Source organism: Novacetimonas sp. GS1, assembly GCF_036686925.1.
GTDB classification, from domain to species: domain Bacteria; phylum Pseudomonadota; class Alphaproteobacteria; order Acetobacterales; family Acetobacteraceae; genus Novacetimonas; species Novacetimonas hansenii.
The window spans coordinates 3342318-3356807 of sequence record NZ_VSZP01000001.1 but is presented as its reverse complement, the minus strand read 5'-3'; the positions used below and the strand labels follow the sequence as shown (position 1 = coordinate 3356807).

Sequence of the window (14490 nt, the reverse complement as noted above, 5' to 3'; positions counted from 1 at the left end):
GAGGTCCGCGCCACCGGTGCAAGTAGGCTTGGAATTGCGGGTACATGACCACGTTGGAGGCGTAGTTCAGCAAGAGGTCAGGTCCAACTGGATGTCGGCGTTGCCAGGGCACTCGACCAGATGGCTTTCCAGGGCGATGGCGTCCGGGGCGGCTAGCAACTGTGTTTGAGCGGCCTCTCGTCACAATCACCAACGCTATCCTCAAAAGCGGAGTGCCATGGCGCATTAGCTCCGCCGCTTAAACACTGTTGCTAATTCAGACCGTCACGAGGCTCAACGAAAGTGCTATTCCTCTCACTGTCGAACCGATCGCGTGCCGTTCTGAATGCCGCAGCGTTGTCAATAATCCACCGCCAAAGAGGCATCATTCCTACGAGCAGCCCCTTTCCCAACGGAGTGAGAGTATAATCCACCCGTGGCGGGACCTCACCGTAATCATGGCGAATAATAAGACCGTCGCGTTCTAACTGACGAAGAGAACGCGTCAACATACGCTGGGTAACTCCCTCAAGCCGCCGCGCCAGCTCTGCGTGCCGCAGAGTACCAGCAACACCAAGAATATGGACAATACCGAGTGACCATCTGTTGCCGGCATGCGCAAGCACTTCTCGCTTCAACCCGCCATCGTTGTCACTGAGAGCAGCACAGGCTGCCTGCGACTGAGCCATCACGGCATCGAAGTCCAGATTATCGAACGGTATCACTCGTGTACCTTCTTCTCATTGCTACATCATGTCTTATTTTAACTTCATAATTATAAGGAATTCCTGATGCCAGAGATGAAGACCCCTGTCGCTGAAACCCTTGTCATCGGCGCCGGAGAGCTTGGGCTTGCTGTCATCACCGGCCTGCTTGAACAGAACGCGGAATGCACTCGGTCAATCAGCGTTCTTCTCAGACCATCAAGCGCAAGCACCAGAACGGATATTGCGCGACAATTAAAGCAAAAAGGCCTGCAGATCGTTTATGCTGATCTTTCGACGGAAACGGTAGAGGACCTCTCCGCCCTCTTCGCCAAGTTCAATACAATTATATGTTGTACCGGGTTTGTTGGTGGCCCCGGTACACAGCGTAAAATTACCAGTGCTGTCCTGAAGGCTGGGGTGGGCCGTTATGTGCCGTGGCAGTTTGGTGTCGATTACGATGTTGTTGGACGTGGTAGCGGGCAGCCAGTATTTGATGAGCAATCAGACGTAAGGGTCCTGCTGCGCGGTCAATCTGCGACCCAATGGATAATCATTTCGACAGGAATCTTCACCAGCTTTCTGTTTGAGCCAGCTTTCGGTTTGGTGGATCTTCAAGGCGCCAAGATTCGCGCACTCGGCAGTTGGGATAACCGTCTGACGGTGACCACTTCCGAAGATATAGGACGACTTACAGCGAGCATCCTCGCCCATAAACCGCCGATCCAGAACGAGGTGGTTTACGTTGCCGGGGATACATTCTCCTACGCTCAACTCGCCGAAAAGATGGAGCACTACCTTGGCCGCCCTGTCATTCGGGAACTGTGGGATATGGATAGGCTACGCGCAGAAGTCGCCGCACACCCTGATGACGGAATACGGAAATATCGTCTTGCGTTCGCACGCGATACTGGCGTGGCATGGGACAAGAAACAGACTTTCAACGCTTTACAGGGCATTGAAGTAACCGACGTCATGACCTGGCTAAAACGCCAGCAACGTCATGTAGCTTAAACCACTCACTGTTTGCGACATCTGAATTCCGGGAGACACAAGCTCTGCATCAATCCTAGCCATTCGCCCCTTGGTTTACTTGCAGAGCGTGGCCGGAGCATGCCGTTCTGCTAGCCTCTGATGGAAGTCAGCATGAAGTGCTGCAAGTGTAATCTGGCCAAAACGCGCGAGAAGTTGGGCCTTAACATCGGCCAGGACGCCACTCATGGCGTGGTTAACAGCTTCTTCGACAAGGCACTCAGTCTCCACACTCCGGTTCCCTATGGCGAATAATCTTGGGGCATCAAGAGCCTCGTAAATATCTCGCAGCGTTACCTGATCCAACTGGCATGAAAGCGTCCACCCGCCGCCATGTCCTTTTTCGGAGTGTACATATCCATGCTCACGCAGACCGCCCATAAGACGTCGCACAACCACGGGGTTGGTGTTAAGGGCGCGAGCCAGGGCTTCTGACGTCATGGGGCCACCTGCTTCTGCCATGTGCAGGAGTACGTGGAGCGCACAGGATAATCTGTTATCTTGTCTCATGTAACTTCATGTGTTGCTAGAGTGCGATTTCGTCAGTATATCATGAAACTCGAAAAGTGACATGAAAGTGTGTGCGAACACTCTTACTTCGAGGACATGCTGTATGAATTTGCTCGAAATTCTGACAGTCGGCGTCGTGGCGACTGCTGCATCCGATATCTGGCAACAGGCCCAGAAACCATTGACTGGAATTCCTGCAGCCAACTGGCCTGTCACCGGCCGCTGGGTCATAGGGTGGCGTGACGGCAGGATCTATGACCCAATGATTGGAAAAAGACCCTCCCTGAAAGGAGAGGCGCCTGTCGGCTGGGTATTTCATTACCTAATTGGTGCTGTTTATGCCGCACTGTACCTCAGTTTTGTGGCGGTCATAGCAAAGACAGTCCCCACATTGTTAAATGGTTTGCTCTTCGGACTTGTTACCCTTTTAGCGCCTTTTCTGTTTATGAAACCTGCTCTGGGCGGCGGTTTTTTCGGGCTTAGGGCTCCCAATCCTGGAAAAGGACTATTTCTCAGCATAAGCGCTCATGCTGTCTTTGGAATGGGACTGTATTTAGGTGAACTTTTTTACCAAGGTGTTTGACGTGCCCCCTTTTTTGTATCCACTTAAAAGGAGAGTTCCCGTTTTTTATGGCTTGGGGTTGATGGAATGACAAGGGTCTCGGGGGCATGCCCCCGAGACCCTTGTCTGGCGATCTGATCCGGTGTCCTGCCATCCAGCTGGGAATGGGGACGCACCGTATTGTAGTCTTCCCGCCAGTCAGCCAGAACCTGTCGGGCATGGCTGAGAGACGTGAACAGCGTCTCGTTGAGGCATTCATCCCTCAACCGGCCGTTGAAACTTTCGACAAAGCCGTTCTGTTGCGGTTTCCCGGGGGCGATATAGTGCCATTCAACCTTCATCTCATCCGCCCATTTCAGGATGGCATGGGATGTGAACTCCGTACCGTTGTCGCTGACAATCATGAGGGGTTTGCCATATCGTTCCACCAGGGCCGTCAGTTCCCGCGCCACACGTCCACCTGATAATGACGTGTCGGCAACCAATGCCAGGTTCTTGCGACTGAAATCGTCGATAACAGCCAGAATGCGGAACCGGCGGCCACAGATCAGGGCATCCGAGACAAAATCCAGGCTCCAGCGCTGCCCGGGTTCCTGAGGGATGGTCATGGGAGAACGCGTCCCCAGTGCCCTCTTGCGGCCGCCCCGATGGCGGACTTTCAGCCCTTCCTCCTGGTAAAGACGGAACAGCTTCTTGTGATTGGGGCTGAACCCTTCGCGTGCCAGAAGATAACCCAGGCGGCGATAGCCAAAGCGGCGTCTCTGGCTCGCCAGATCCCGCAGGCGCTGGCGCAGGGTGGCATCATCTGCCCGGGTGGAAACATACCGCGCAACACGCCTGGCAAGACCAACAAGGGCACAGGCGCGACGCTCACTCACCTCCAGAGCCTTTTGAAGGTGTAGGACCGCCTGCCGCTTTGCGACAGGCGTCACCACTTTTTTCCAACAATTTCCTTCAACGCCGCATTATCCAGCATCGCATCCGCCAGGAGACGCTTCAGACGACCGTTTTCATCTTCCAAGGCCTTCAGTCGTTTGGCCTCAGATACCTCAAGGCCACCATAGCGGGTCTTCCATTTGTAAAACGTCGCATCACTGATCCCGTGTTTGCGGCAAAGATCAGAGACCTTGAGCCCAGCCTCCTGTTCCTTCAGCACCCCTATGATCTGCTCTTCCGTAAAACGACTGCGTTTCATTCGTCCGTATCCTTCTCGATCGGACTCTACTTTAAAATGGTTACATTTTCGGGGGGCACGTCATGTTTTCTGAAACCTTATTCATAGAGTGATTACAGTTTTCTATAATTACGAGGACTGACACCTGTCACTCTGCGGAAGACCTGAGCAAAGTGACTTGGACTGTCGTATCCGATCCTCAAGGCAATCTCGATAATGGAAAGATTGGTCTTACGAAGCATTTCTGATGCTTTCTGGACGCGGCGCTGCATGAACCAACCAGAGGGGGTTTGTCCCGTGGTTGTGCGGAATAAGCGACTGAAGTGAAAACGGCTCATGCCACACAAAGCAGCGAGACAATCCAAATCAAATGGTTCAGCCAGATGTGCTTCCATATGATCAAGAACTTTACGCAGTTTCCATGTGGGCAAGAGAGTGGATCGTCGCTTTATCTTAGCCTTGGTATCAGCATACTGTCTTAAAAGATGAACTGTCAGACTTTCCAGAAGGCCATTTACAAATAAGGGATTTGCAATAACGGAAGATTGCATTTCAGCTATCAGACCACTCAAAATTCCTGATATGAAAGCATCTTCCCCGCCCGAAACATCCCACATTCGAATACGGGATGAATTCAGATTTAATGACATGGCAGCTCGATCGACAAGCTCAAGTCCAAGATAGAGATGCAACACCTCAAAACAAGTGTCTTCCTTGCCCTGCCAACGCATCAGATAGGGTGTGTCCGTCTGCGTGAGGTAAAATGTTCCTGCTCTTGCCTTGCTCTGCTGCCAAGTCCCTGTCAGTTCACGCTCTTCGACATTTGCTTCTCCGCGGATAACCCAAACAAGCAGGGGTTCTGCGACGGCAGGTACAAGAATTTCGTCTTTTTGTACCGGGCGAGTGAATATCTGGACGTCAACATCCTTCCAGACATCCCCTTTACTTTGCGCGACTTTCTTCCCGGGGAGAAGTTGCTCCAGTGTCAAACTGGCAGCACGCCGAAAAGGAAGGCGGGACAAAACCATCTGCTACACTCTCTCATTTCCATGCGCGACTATCTATAGCGCAAAATCGCAATAGTTTCAGCAAGAAGCCAAGCGAGATATCTTCTGGCATAATTTACACCTCCTTCGACAATTAAGGCCGATTGAAGGCTCGTCGTGTGGAGAAGATTATGAATATTGCAGGAAGAATTGCTCTGGTGACCGGAGCATCCAGTGGCATTGGTGCGGCAACAGCGCGCAAACTTGCAGCAGAAGGAATGACAGTCGGCCTGGCGGCACGTCGTCATGATCGCCTGGAGACGCTTGTTAGTGAAATTACCAAGGCTGGCGGTCGAGCCATTCCTCTGGTGACGGACGTTACTGATCTTGTCTCGTGTCAAGAAGCGGCAAAGAGCTTGATCGCCCAATTTGGAAGGATTGATGTTCTGGTCAACAATGCAGGCCTGATGCCCCTATCCAGCGTTGACAGCCTGAAAGTGGACGAATGGCAGCAGATGGTGGACGTCAATATATCCGGTGTTCTTAATGCAACGGCAGCCGTTCTTCCGCAGATGATCGCACAGCATTCGGGCCATATTTTCAACATGTCCTCAATTGCAGGCCGGAAAGTCTTTACGGGTCTCTCCGTTTATTGCGCCACCAAGGCTGCGGTAACAGCGTTTTCAGACGGCCTCAGAATGGAGATCGGACCAAAGCATAATATCCGCGTTACCTGCATTCAGCCGGGAGCCGTAAAATCGGAGCTTTACGACCACATTACAGATGCTGATTCCCGCAAACAGATGGATGACCTTGCAGCGTCCATGACCTTTCTCGAAGGCGAGGACATAGCAGACAGTATTCTTTTTGCTCTGAAATCACCTGCACGTATGGATGTTGCAGAATTGTTTGTTCTTCCGACTGAACAGGGATGGTGAACAGAAACTGATTGCTAACCGAGCTTAGGAGACAGACATCCTACCGTCGACAAGAGGCTTAAGGCTGGAAAGCCTCTTGAAGCTCAGTCACAAAGACCCGCAGTTTGGGTGTCATAACCGGACTTGCGTTATAAAGCAGGTGCATGGGCCTGTCCGGAACTGTCCACCTCGGCATAAGCCGGACAAGCCGTTTGCTTTTAACATCTGGAAGCAGGGCCTGCTCATAACCCAGTAGAATGCCATCGCCAGCGAGTGCTGCAGAATGCAGAACACTTGAATCATTACTGATTATCCGCCCGGAGACGGTGACAGGCCGCGTAACGCTTCCTTGAGAAAAGTGCCAGGTCGTTACAGGGCCGCCGGAATTTTCATACACGAGACACTCGTGGCGCATCAGATCTTCGGGCTGCTCTGGAAAACCGTGTTTTTCCAGATAGGTTTGAGCTGCACAGATGACCCGACGATAGGCCGTCAAAGGGCGACTGACCACTGTAAGGTCCGTCTCAAGTTCACCAATTCGGATCACAGCCTCATGACCGTCCATTGTGGGGTGAATCAGTTGGTCTGTCAGTGACAAATGGACTTGAATTTCTGGATATCTTTTCTGAAAATTGTGAACAAATGGCAGCAATACTGTTCGCCCGAAAGTGACGGGTACACTGACAGATAATGTACCGCGGGGTGTGCCAAGCGTATTGGCTGCCAGACTGTCAGCTCGTTCAGCAGCCTGCAGAACAAGCCGACATTGCTCGCAATAGAGCCGTCCTGTTTCAGTCAGACTTTGCCGACGTGTCGTTCGATGCAACAGGCGAGCACCAAGGTGATGCTCCAGAGCCTCTATATGCTTGGCCACCATCTGCGGCGACAAAGTCAGATGCTGGGAGGCCGCAGCAAAAGATCCCAATTCCACAACCTTGATAAAAATCTTCATGCTGGTTAACCGGTCAAGCATTCACCATCCTCAGTTGTGACTGATGTCTTGTATCGACAATTTATCCAGCGAAAAAGAGGAATATGCTGAAGGCTTCGAGCGATTGGCAAGTCCAGTTCTGATGGAGTCTTTCGAAATGCCTGTTTATCTTGTGCGCATGGACCACCCTGACGGCGAGGGATGGGGACAGCATGTCGCAGCACACGTATTGTATCTCAGGCGCCTTATTCAGGAAGGTAGTCTGCTGGCCTCCGGTCCGTTGAAAGGCACCCCACTGCGCTCCGGCTTTCTGATTATGAAAGGTGCCAATCGGCAGGAGATTGACGCGATGATTGCCGGTGATCCCTTTGCATCAGAAGGTTTGATTTGTGATCTGCGCATTGAAGAATGGGACCCGCTATTCGGGTGCCTGTCAAACCATGCAACTGGCAAACTCCCGCAAGAATTGAAGTCTCTTTTCCCTTCATGACAACAGCGCTGTGTCTTTTGAGAAATAAAAACGAAAAGAGGGCCTTGGGATTATGAACGATCTTCAGTGGTATACTGTAGGGGATGCCCGCATACTAAAAATACAGGATCTGACGCTAGCAGCACTCACTCCAGAACTCTTGCTTCCTGACTGGGATGATGCAACGGCACTTCAGGCTTATCCTGATCTGTCTGAAACGCTGGATGCTTCAGAAACGAAAGTCCTTTTGAGCGTTCATAGCTGGCTCATCAAGGATCGCGGTCGGAACATTCTTGTGGATACGGGGGCCGGGAATAGCAAGGCTCGACCTGCTGCTCTGTTTTTCGATCACTTGCAGACCGTGTGGCTTGAAAATCTGATGCGCGCTGGCGTCCGACCAGAAGATATCGATTTTGTTCTTCTCACCCATCTGCATGTTGATCACGTGGGGTGGAACACACGCCTGCAAAATGGCATCTGGGTTCCGACCTTCCCGAATGCCCGATATGTCTTTTCTAGAGCCGAATATGATTTTTTCAGTAATCCGGCTCATGATAGCGTCCGCAATAAAACCAGTTTCATGACACGCATTGATAGCGTTGATCCGATTATCTCGGCGGATCTTGCGGATCAGATTGACGTAGACGGATCCGAAGTTCTTGAAGGAATCTCCTTTCACCCCACACCTGGGCATACGCCCCATCACGCGTCTCTCGTGCTGAAATCAGGTATGGAGCGTGCGCTCTTCACGGGTGATGTCATGCATCACCCCATTCAGGTATGTATTCCGGAGTGGAGTGCCGTTTTTGATGCAGATCCTCAGATAGCCATCATATCGCGAAAATGGGCTTTGAATTATGCTGCCGAACACACCGCAGCAGTATTCACATCGCATTTTCCGATGACATCCGCTGGAAAAGTGATGACATACGACCAGAGAAGGGGTTGGTCTTTCCTCTAGGGCTGCCATTATGTCCGCTGTTCACCTCGTTCAATTCCATTGCGGACATTCCGCTTTCCCCCCATTGGCGACATTTTTCTGCCGGGAAAGGGGCGAGCGTGCTGGCTTGGGTGTAGCCTTCGGAGGCAGAGGGCTGCGCGGATTTTCATGACGGGTTGATAGGGTAGGAGAGAGTCTCCTGTCCGCCCGTCATGGAGTTTTTCGCCATGGCGACCGCTATTCCGAAAATTACGTTGAGTTCGTCCCGCGACATCCCGTTCAACCGGTTGGTGCTGTCCCAGTCCAACGTGCGGCGTGTGAAGTCCGGCCTGTCGATTGAGGAACTGGCCCGCGACATCGAGCGCCGCGGGCTGCTGCAGAGCCTGAATGTCCGCCCCGTTCTCGATGATACCGGGGCCGAGACCGGTACCTATGAGGTGCCTGCCGGTGGGCGTCGTTTCCGTGCTCTCGAACTGCTGGTGAAGCAGAAGAAACTCGCGAAGACGGCACCCGTGCCGTGCGTGGTCCGCGAGGCCGGATCGGCCATTCTCGCCGAGGATGATTCCCTGGCCGAGAACGTCCAGCGCGTGGCCCTGCACCCGCTGGACCAGTTCCGCGCCTTCCGTGACATGCTGGAGAAGGGCATGTCCGAGGAGGAAATCGCCGCAGCGTTTTTCGTGGCGCCCACCGTGGTCAAACAGCGTTTGCGGCTGATGACCGTGTCCGACAAACTGCTGGATATCTACGAGCAGGATGGCATGAAGCTGGAACAGCTGATGGCCTTTTCCGTCAGCGATGACCATACCCGCCAGGAACAGGTCTGGGACATCGTGTCCCAGAGCCATAACCGTGAACCTTATGTCATCCGCCGCATGCTGACAGAAAAGACCGTGCGGGCCTCGGATCGTCGCGTACGCTTTGTCGGACTGGACGCCTATCTCGCGGCCGGTGGTCCTATCATGCGCGACCTGTTCGAAGCCGATGATGGTGGCTGGCTGCAGGATCCGGCTATTCTGGATCGGCTGGTCATGGAAAAACTGCATGCAGCCGCAGAGGATATCCGCGCCGAGGGCTGGAAATGGGTCGAGACGGCCCTGTCTTTCCCATGGGGCCACACACGGCAGTTCGCGGAGATCGACGGCACGGAAATGCCGCTGACCGATGAAGAGACGGCCCGTCTCGAAGCCCTGCGTGTCGAGCAGGAAACTATCGAGGCCGAATACGCCCAGGCCGATGAATATCCCGATGAGGTGGATGCAAGACTGGGCGAGATCGAGCAGGCCATTCTTGCTCTGGAGGAACGACCTCTGGCGTTCGATCCTGCCGACATGGCGCGGGCCGGCGCCTTCGTCAGCATTGCCAGCGATGGCACGCTGCAGGTGGAGCGGGGCTTCGTGCTGCCCGAGGACATGCCGAGTGAGCCGGAAGCGACCGATGATGCGGGCAACGCCGATCAATACGATCGCCCTGCATATGATGGGCAGGAGCACGATAGCACAGGCCATGGTTATCAGGAGGGGGAAGACGGCAGCATCTCTCCGGACGTGGAACCCGAGGAAGAAGACGGGATCAAGCCACTGCCTGACCGACTTCTCACGGAACTGACAGCCTGGCGCACGCTGGCCCTTCGGGATGCTTTCGCCAGCAACCCGCACATCGCCCTGACCGAACTGCTGCACACCTTGGTGCGCGATGTTTACTGGCAGACGCCGGGCGCGGATTGCCTGGAAGCCTATGTCCGGGAAATCTCCCTGCCGGTCCATTCGCCCGACATGCCGGGCAGCGTGCCGGCGCATGCGCTGCGCCAGCGCAACGAGGGTTGGAAGCACGATCTGCCCGAGGACGAGGACGCGTTGTGGCGCTGGATCGACGGGCTGGACGATGCCAGCCGCATGGCTCTGCTGGCCCATTGCCTGTCCTTTGGGGTCAACGCGCTCTACGAGCGCATGCCCGCCTACGGCGCGGTGTCCCAGCGCAGCGTCACCGAACGTCTCAAGCGTGCAGACCGTCTGGCCGCAGCCCTCATGGCGGCCGGCACACCGCCAGTGCGCGCCCGCAAGGCGCGTTATTATGCTGATCCGCGCCTACAGGAACGCATCCTGCCGCCGCCTGCGCCTCGGTCGCCGGAGGGGGCTTCGGGCACGGATGACTGGAGTGGTAGACCCATGCCAGACCAGATGCCTCCTGAAGATGAAGACACATTGGCTGGAACGTCTTCTGACGAACCGATGGGTGCAGGACAGAAGCAGACCCGCGAGTTTGATGCAGCCCACACGCCGAAAGCTGAGAGGGAGCGGGACGCGCATGAACGAAAAGACCCGGACCTTGATCCCGATCATACCGCCATGCGGGCCAGGCGGGAATTCGAGTATCTCCAGCGAATGACGCGGCTGGCTGCCTTGGATCGGGATGACGGCATGGAGATGGAAGGCCCATGAAACGCGTGCGCAGGAAGCAGCAGATTACCGTCTATCTGGACCCCGTGCTGGCGGAGACCTTGGGGGATCTGGCCACCCGTCGTCGCCAGTCCCAGTCCATGCTGGTCGAAACGGCTCTGGCCGCCTTTCTTTCTCCAGAAGACGGGAAAGGTGAGGGCGCGCTAAACCGGCGGCTGGAACGGCTTGATCGCCGGATCGGTCACATGGAGCGAGACCTTGGGATCAACGTCGAGACACTGGCGCTTTTCATTCGCTTCTGGCTGCTTACAACACCACCGTTGCCCGAACCGGCTGCGGCCGCTGCCCGCGCCCAGACGACTGCGCGTTATGAACAGTTCATTGAGACGTTAGCCCGGCATTTGAGTGCCGGGCGCCGTCTCTATCAGGATCTACCGCCTAATCAGGAAGATGCATCTTGATTGAACGAAGTTGAATTTATGTAAAAAAATAATAGCGTAATAAATATTCTTACGCCTTTGTTGTGTCTGCTTTCGGCTCGCTTGGTGGAATAGGAACGCGCAGCGTCATGCCAGCATAAATATGGTTCGGGTCGTCAAGCTTATCCAAATTCATCTGAAATATCGTTTTGGCCATCTGGATATTTCCGAACAAAGATAGCGAGATTTCGTCGAGCTGATCTCCTTGTTTCACGACAATAATATGGAACTCTTTAGGAACCGTTGGAGGAGGGTCGGTAGCCGAACCCAACGCATCGGCTACGGCGGAAAGGGTAGACGGACGATAGTTCTGGTGCTCGGGCAAGCTGTCTGGCGCCGCTTTCCAGCGACGACGTGCAAAGATACTGACATCTCGCAAGAGAGACGGTCCTTTACGATGGGCTCGTTTCCATATGGAATCCGTTATGGATGTCTTGCATCTGGCTAGCCACCCCATTCCTTGTTCTGAAAATGGGTTCAGTGGATCAGTACAGTCGGGTTTTAAGGTGTATATTTTGGACGAGGGAGACGTATCTAGTCCTAGACTTGCTTGGCGTGCCCCGTCCCATATCCACTCTAACGTTTCGTCAGAAAGCCCCCGGAGGTCGCCACCACCACCGACAGCGCAGTGTACTCCCGGAAACCATTGCTGGAGATACGGTGCATTGGGAGCATTAGGCTCTTTTCCTGCCTGACGATTCAGGTCGTCGATGTTGTTCCACAAGGTCGGAAAGAAGTCTTCACGTGTTTCATCAATTGCTACTGCGTGCCGAGCGGACTCGACCATCGATGTGAGCGTTGTATCGTGGAATGCGAGTTTACGATCGAACTTTTGCGCGAACAGGTAACGCTTGGGAACGCCAAGTGCGCCTACAGTGTCCCACACTCCAAGATATTTAATCTTAAGTAACGGCGCATTACCAGATGTGTATCCTGGAACATTTTTGCACCGCCAGTCGTCTTCTTCGGTGCTAACACAAATATCCGGTGAGAGTTTCAGTCTCTCCTTGCAGACATCTGGCCCATCCATAAGATCATTTTGTTTGCGATTGCTGTAGATTTTTATCGCGTCATTGACCTGTGCCGCGTTGCTCCGGGAGACAATGCCTATATGGCGCAGCAGTCCCACGAAAGATCTTGCTGTATAAGCTCCTCGGGAAAAACCAAAAACATAAATTTCATCGCCAGGAGTGTAATTGAAAATGAGCTGACGATAGGCATCAGCCATATTTTGCAATAGCCCTGTGCCGAATATCCCACCGGATAGGTGGTCTAATTTACCTGTTCCGACGCCTTGAGAATAGAAGACTACTTGTGCAACGCCATCGTTGGCCAACGGCAAAACACTTTCTGCCGTCAGGACCACGTTTGTCGGATGTTGAGAATCTAATCGATCCCATGTTCCGTCAAAACAGAAGACCAGACGTGATTGGCGCTTAGGCGAATGCGGCGCTGAACTGGGACTTGGGGAGGTCAATATCCGGTCTCCTATCGCTGATAGTCGAAGAATACCTCACCGCTCGCTTTTGTCAGCTTCGAACTGCAACTCTGCAAACGTAGCTGATCTGCATGTCCAACTGGTATCATCATAATCGGGATCAAAACGACCGTTGCAGTCGATAATTTTGCGCCCCTTTACGCTCATTCGCGCAGGGTCGAAAAAACTATTGAGATCAGCTTGAGTATGCCTTTCCTAATACATCCCGCGGTTGATGGAGATTTATCCATTAGCAGAGCAGTGCGGGGGCAAAAACATGTCTCAGGTTTTTTCTCTGGCGGGCAGGCCTCGTAGCGTTGCTATGCTGCGCACGGCGATGGGACCAGCCATCGTCAGTCATCTTTCGGATCCGTCCGTTATTGAAGTCATGCTCAATCCTGACGGGCGGTTGTGGATCGACCGTCTGGCTAACGGCATGGCAGACACGGGTGAGACGATCTCGCCTGCCGATGCCGAGCGCATCGTGCGTCTGGTCGCGCATCATGTGGGTGCCGAGGTGCATGTGGGGGCACCGCGTGTGTCAGCGGAACTCCCGACTGGAGAACGCTTCGAAGGTCTATTGCCGCCAGTAGTGATGGCTCCGAGTTTTGCCATCCGCAAACCCGCGGTCGCGGTCTTTACCCTCGACAACTATGTCGAGGCCGGGATCATGACTGCAGGGCAGGCGGATTATCTGCGTGCGGCCGTCGTCGCGCGTAAGAACGTTCTTGTGGTGGGCGGCACCAGCACGGGCAAGACCACGCTGGTCAACGCCCTACTGTCCGAAGTCGCGAAAACTGGCGATCGCGTCGTGCTGATCGAGGATACGCGCGAACTGCAATGCACGGCACCCAATCTCATCGCCCTGCGGACCCGCGAAGGTGTGATCACCCTTTCTGACCTTGTCCGGTCGGGTCTCCGTCTGCGTCCTGACCGTATTCCCATCGGTGAGGTGCGTGGTGCCGAAGCACTCGATCTGGTCAAGGCGTGGGGCACCGGCCATCCCGGTGGCATCGGTACACTACATGCCGGATCGGTACTGGCGGCCCTGTATCGTCTGGAACAGTTGATCCAGGAGGCGGTGGTCACGGTCCCGCGTGCCATGATCGCCGAAACTATCGACGTCATTGCCGTGCTGTCCGGGCGCGGCACGGCCCGGCGCCTGTTCGAACTGGCCGAAATTGACGGTCTCGATCCCACGACCAGCGCCTATCGCATCCGCCCGGTCAGCCTCTCTTCTCCCGAAACATATTCTCTGCCAATGGAGAATCATCATGAAGTGGCCTTCACGTAAGCGCGCCGTCATGTGGGCTGGTGCACATCCTGACCGTCATCTGCCGGATCTTCGTGTATTCGGAACATCCATGCTGCTGTCGCTTGTTTTCGCGTCATCGGCATGGGCGTCCGGCACGGGGATGCCGTGGGAAACACCGCTTAACGAGATCCTGGAATCCGTGCAGGGGCCGGTGGCCAAGATCATCTCGGTGATCATCATCACCGTGACCGGTCTGACCCTGGCCTTTGGCGAAACATCGGGCGGGTTCCGCCGCCTGATCCAGATCGTCTTTGGACTCAGCATCGCTTTTGCGGCGTCCAGCTTCTTCCTGTCCTTCTTTTCCTTCTCGGGCGGAGCGCTGATCTGATGGCGGTTCTCTTCGATCCCGAGGCCGAGGCCGTGCCCGGCTATTTCGTGCCCGTGCATCGCTCCCTGACAGAACCGATTTTGCTGGGTGGTGCGCCACGGGCCGTGGCCATCGCCAACGGTACGCTGGCCTCCGCCATAGCCCTCGGCCTGCGGCTCTGGCTTGTCGGGGCGGTGTTCTGGTTCGTGGGGCACACCCTCGCGGTCTGGGGGGCGAAGCGCGATCCGCTGTTCATTGAGGTGGGGCGACGGCATCTCCGCTACCCCGTCTGGCTTCGCGCATAGGGAGGGT

General features: G+C 54.6%; 15 protein-coding genes and 1 pseudogene. 10 read left to right on the top strand and 6 right to left on the bottom strand.

The features are described 5' to 3' along the window. Positions 1-251 precede the first annotated feature (251 nt). Positions 252-668 carry a helix-turn-helix domain-containing protein gene (locus tag FYB92_RS14745; protein ID WP_227001091.1) on the bottom strand — a complete coding sequence of 139 codons (417 nt, stop codon included), beginning with the start codon at positions 666-668 and terminating at the stop codon, positions 252-254. A gap of 102 nt (positions 669-770) precedes the next feature. Between FYB92_RS14745 and FYB92_RS14740 the strand changes: the two genes are divergently transcribed. Then, entirely contained in the window at positions 771-1697 is a 927-nt protein-coding gene (locus FYB92_RS14740; RefSeq protein WP_141262436.1) for an aromatic alcohol reductase, read from the top strand. Positions 1698-1772: 75 nt separating this feature from the next. Here FYB92_RS14740 and FYB92_RS14735 read toward each other — a convergent pair whose 3' ends face one another. Then, positions 1773-2225 carry an Rrf2 family transcriptional regulator gene (locus FYB92_RS14735; protein WP_082782260.1) on the bottom strand — a complete coding sequence of 151 codons (453 nt, stop codon included), beginning with the start codon at positions 2223-2225 and terminating at the stop codon, positions 1773-1775. Positions 2226-2328: 103 nt separating this feature from the next. Here FYB92_RS14735 and FYB92_RS14730 point away from each other — a divergent pair, with 103 nt between their 5' ends. Beyond that, the gene (locus tag FYB92_RS14730; RefSeq protein WP_332828895.1) at positions 2329-2808 is read left to right on the top strand and encodes a DUF2938 family protein; all 480 of its coding nucleotides are present in this window, start codon (positions 2329-2331) and stop codon (positions 2806-2808) included. A 23-nt stretch (positions 2809-2831) separates the two neighbouring features. Here FYB92_RS14730 and FYB92_RS14725 read toward each other — a convergent pair. Then, a protein-coding gene (locus tag FYB92_RS14725) for an IS3 family transposase (protein WP_237915129.1) occupies positions 2832-3982 on the bottom strand; the annotation gives its coding sequence in 2 pieces (ribosomal slippage) (positions 2832-3724 and positions 3724-3982; 1152 coding nt in all). A 92-nt stretch (positions 3983-4074) separates the two neighbouring features. Further along, positions 4075-4989 (bottom strand): AraC family transcriptional regulator, encoded by a 915-nt coding sequence (locus FYB92_RS14720; protein ID WP_332828894.1) that lies wholly within the window; start codon positions 4987-4989, stop codon positions 4075-4077. A 149-nt stretch (positions 4990-5138) separates the two neighbouring features. Between FYB92_RS14720 and FYB92_RS14715 the strand changes: the two genes are divergently transcribed. Continuing rightward, positions 5139-5885: an SDR family oxidoreductase gene (locus tag FYB92_RS14715; protein WP_141262439.1), complete on the top strand. Its 747-nt coding sequence runs from the start codon at positions 5139-5141 to the stop codon at positions 5883-5885. A 58-nt stretch (positions 5886-5943) separates the two neighbouring features. Here FYB92_RS14715 and FYB92_RS14710 read toward each other — a convergent pair whose 3' ends face one another. Further along, on the bottom strand, positions 5944-6837 hold the full coding sequence (locus FYB92_RS14710) for a LysR family transcriptional regulator (RefSeq protein ID WP_141262438.1): 894 nt from the start codon (positions 6835-6837) through the stop codon (positions 5944-5946). 100 nt (positions 6838-6937) lie between these two features. Here FYB92_RS14710 and FYB92_RS14705 point away from each other — a divergent pair, with 100 nt between their 5' ends. From FYB92_RS14705 to FYB92_RS14690, 4 genes are all read left to right on the top strand, one after another. Next, positions 6938-7285, top strand: coding sequence for a YciI family protein (locus FYB92_RS14705; RefSeq protein ID WP_035375192.1), 348 nt, complete (start codon positions 6938-6940; stop codon positions 7283-7285). Between the two features lie 52 nt (positions 7286-7337). Continuing rightward, a complete protein-coding gene (locus FYB92_RS14700; RefSeq protein ID WP_332828893.1) occupies positions 7338-8225 on the top strand; it encodes an MBL fold metallo-hydrolase in 888 nt (295 codons plus the stop codon). 206 nt (positions 8226-8431) lie between these two features. Then, positions 8432-10642 (top strand): ParB N-terminal domain-containing protein, encoded by a 2211-nt coding sequence (locus FYB92_RS14695; RefSeq protein WP_332828892.1) that lies wholly within the window; start codon positions 8432-8434, stop codon positions 10640-10642. Further along, on the top strand, positions 10639-11061 hold the full coding sequence (locus FYB92_RS14690; RefSeq protein WP_332828891.1) for a CopG family transcriptional regulator: 423 nt from the start codon (positions 10639-10641) through the stop codon (positions 11059-11061). Before FYB92_RS14695 ends, FYB92_RS14690 begins: the two co-directional genes overlap by 4 nt. Before the next feature lie 49 nt (positions 11062-11110). On the opposite strand, the gene FYB92_RS14685 is transcribed toward FYB92_RS14690, so the two are convergent. Next, a complete protein-coding gene (locus FYB92_RS14685) occupies positions 11111-12556 on the bottom strand; it encodes a phospholipase effector Tle1 domain-containing protein (RefSeq protein ID WP_332828890.1) in 1446 nt (481 codons plus the stop codon). A 322-nt stretch (positions 12557-12878) separates the two neighbouring features. On the opposite strand from FYB92_RS14685, the pseudogene trbB reads away from it, so the two are divergent. The 3 genes and pseudogenes from trbB (at position 12879) to FYB92_RS14670 (ending at position 14483) form a co-directional block, all read left to right on the top strand. After that, positions 12879-13834: pseudogene (trbB, locus tag FYB92_RS14680) on the top strand (P-type conjugative transfer ATPase TrbB). A 26-nt stretch (positions 13835-13860) separates the two neighbouring features. Beyond that, on the top strand, positions 13861-14199 hold the full coding sequence (locus FYB92_RS14675; protein ID WP_408902405.1) for a TrbC/VirB2 family protein: 339 nt from the start codon (positions 13861-13863) through the stop codon (positions 14197-14199). Next, positions 14199-14483 carry a VirB3 family type IV secretion system protein gene (locus FYB92_RS14670; protein WP_332828888.1) on the top strand — a complete coding sequence of 95 codons (285 nt, stop codon included), beginning with the start codon at positions 14199-14201 and terminating at the stop codon, positions 14481-14483. Before FYB92_RS14675 ends, FYB92_RS14670 begins: the two co-directional genes overlap by 1 nt. Positions 14484-14490 lie beyond the last annotated feature (7 nt).

Excerpts from the sequence above, each read along its gene's own strand:
- FYB92_RS14690 (WP_332828891.1), top strand. The coding sequence starts at position 10,639 with ATGAAACGCGTGCGCAGGAAGCAGCAGATTACCGTCTATCTGGACCCC.
- FYB92_RS14695 (WP_332828892.1), top strand. The coding sequence starts at position 8,432 with ATGGCGACCGCTATTCCGAAAATTACGTTGAGTTCGTCCCGCGACATC.
- FYB92_RS14700 (WP_332828893.1), top strand. The coding sequence starts at position 7,338 with ATGAACGATCTTCAGTGGTATACTGTAGGGGATGCCCGCATACTAAAA.
- FYB92_RS14740 (WP_141262436.1), top strand. The coding sequence starts at position 771 with ATGCCAGAGATGAAGACCCCTGTCGCTGAAACCCTTGTCATCGGCGCC.
- FYB92_RS14720 (WP_332828894.1), bottom strand. The coding sequence starts at position 4,989 with ATGGTTTTGTCCCGCCTTCCTTTTCGGCGTGCTGCCAGTTTGACACTG.
- FYB92_RS14710 (WP_141262438.1), bottom strand. The coding sequence starts at position 6,837 with ATGCTTGACCGGTTAACCAGCATGAAGATTTTTATCAAGGTTGTGGAA.
- FYB92_RS14735 (WP_082782260.1), bottom strand. The coding sequence starts at position 2,225 with ATGAGACAAGATAACAGATTATCCTGTGCGCTCCACGTACTCCTGCAC.
- FYB92_RS14675 (WP_408902405.1), top strand. The coding sequence starts at position 13,861 with ATGTGGGCTGGTGCACATCCTGACCGTCATCTGCCGGATCTTCGTGTA.
- FYB92_RS14705 (WP_035375192.1), top strand. The coding sequence starts at position 6,938 with ATGGAGTCTTTCGAAATGCCTGTTTATCTTGTGCGCATGGACCACCCT.
- FYB92_RS14745 (WP_227001091.1), bottom strand. The coding sequence starts at position 668 with ATGGCTCAGTCGCAGGCAGCCTGTGCTGCTCTCAGTGACAACGATGGC.
- FYB92_RS14730 (WP_332828895.1), top strand. The coding sequence starts at position 2,329 with ATGAATTTGCTCGAAATTCTGACAGTCGGCGTCGTGGCGACTGCTGCA.
- FYB92_RS14670 (WP_332828888.1), top strand. The coding sequence starts at position 14,199 with ATGGCGGTTCTCTTCGATCCCGAGGCCGAGGCCGTGCCCGGCTATTTC.
- FYB92_RS14715 (WP_141262439.1), top strand. The coding sequence starts at position 5,139 with ATGAATATTGCAGGAAGAATTGCTCTGGTGACCGGAGCATCCAGTGGC.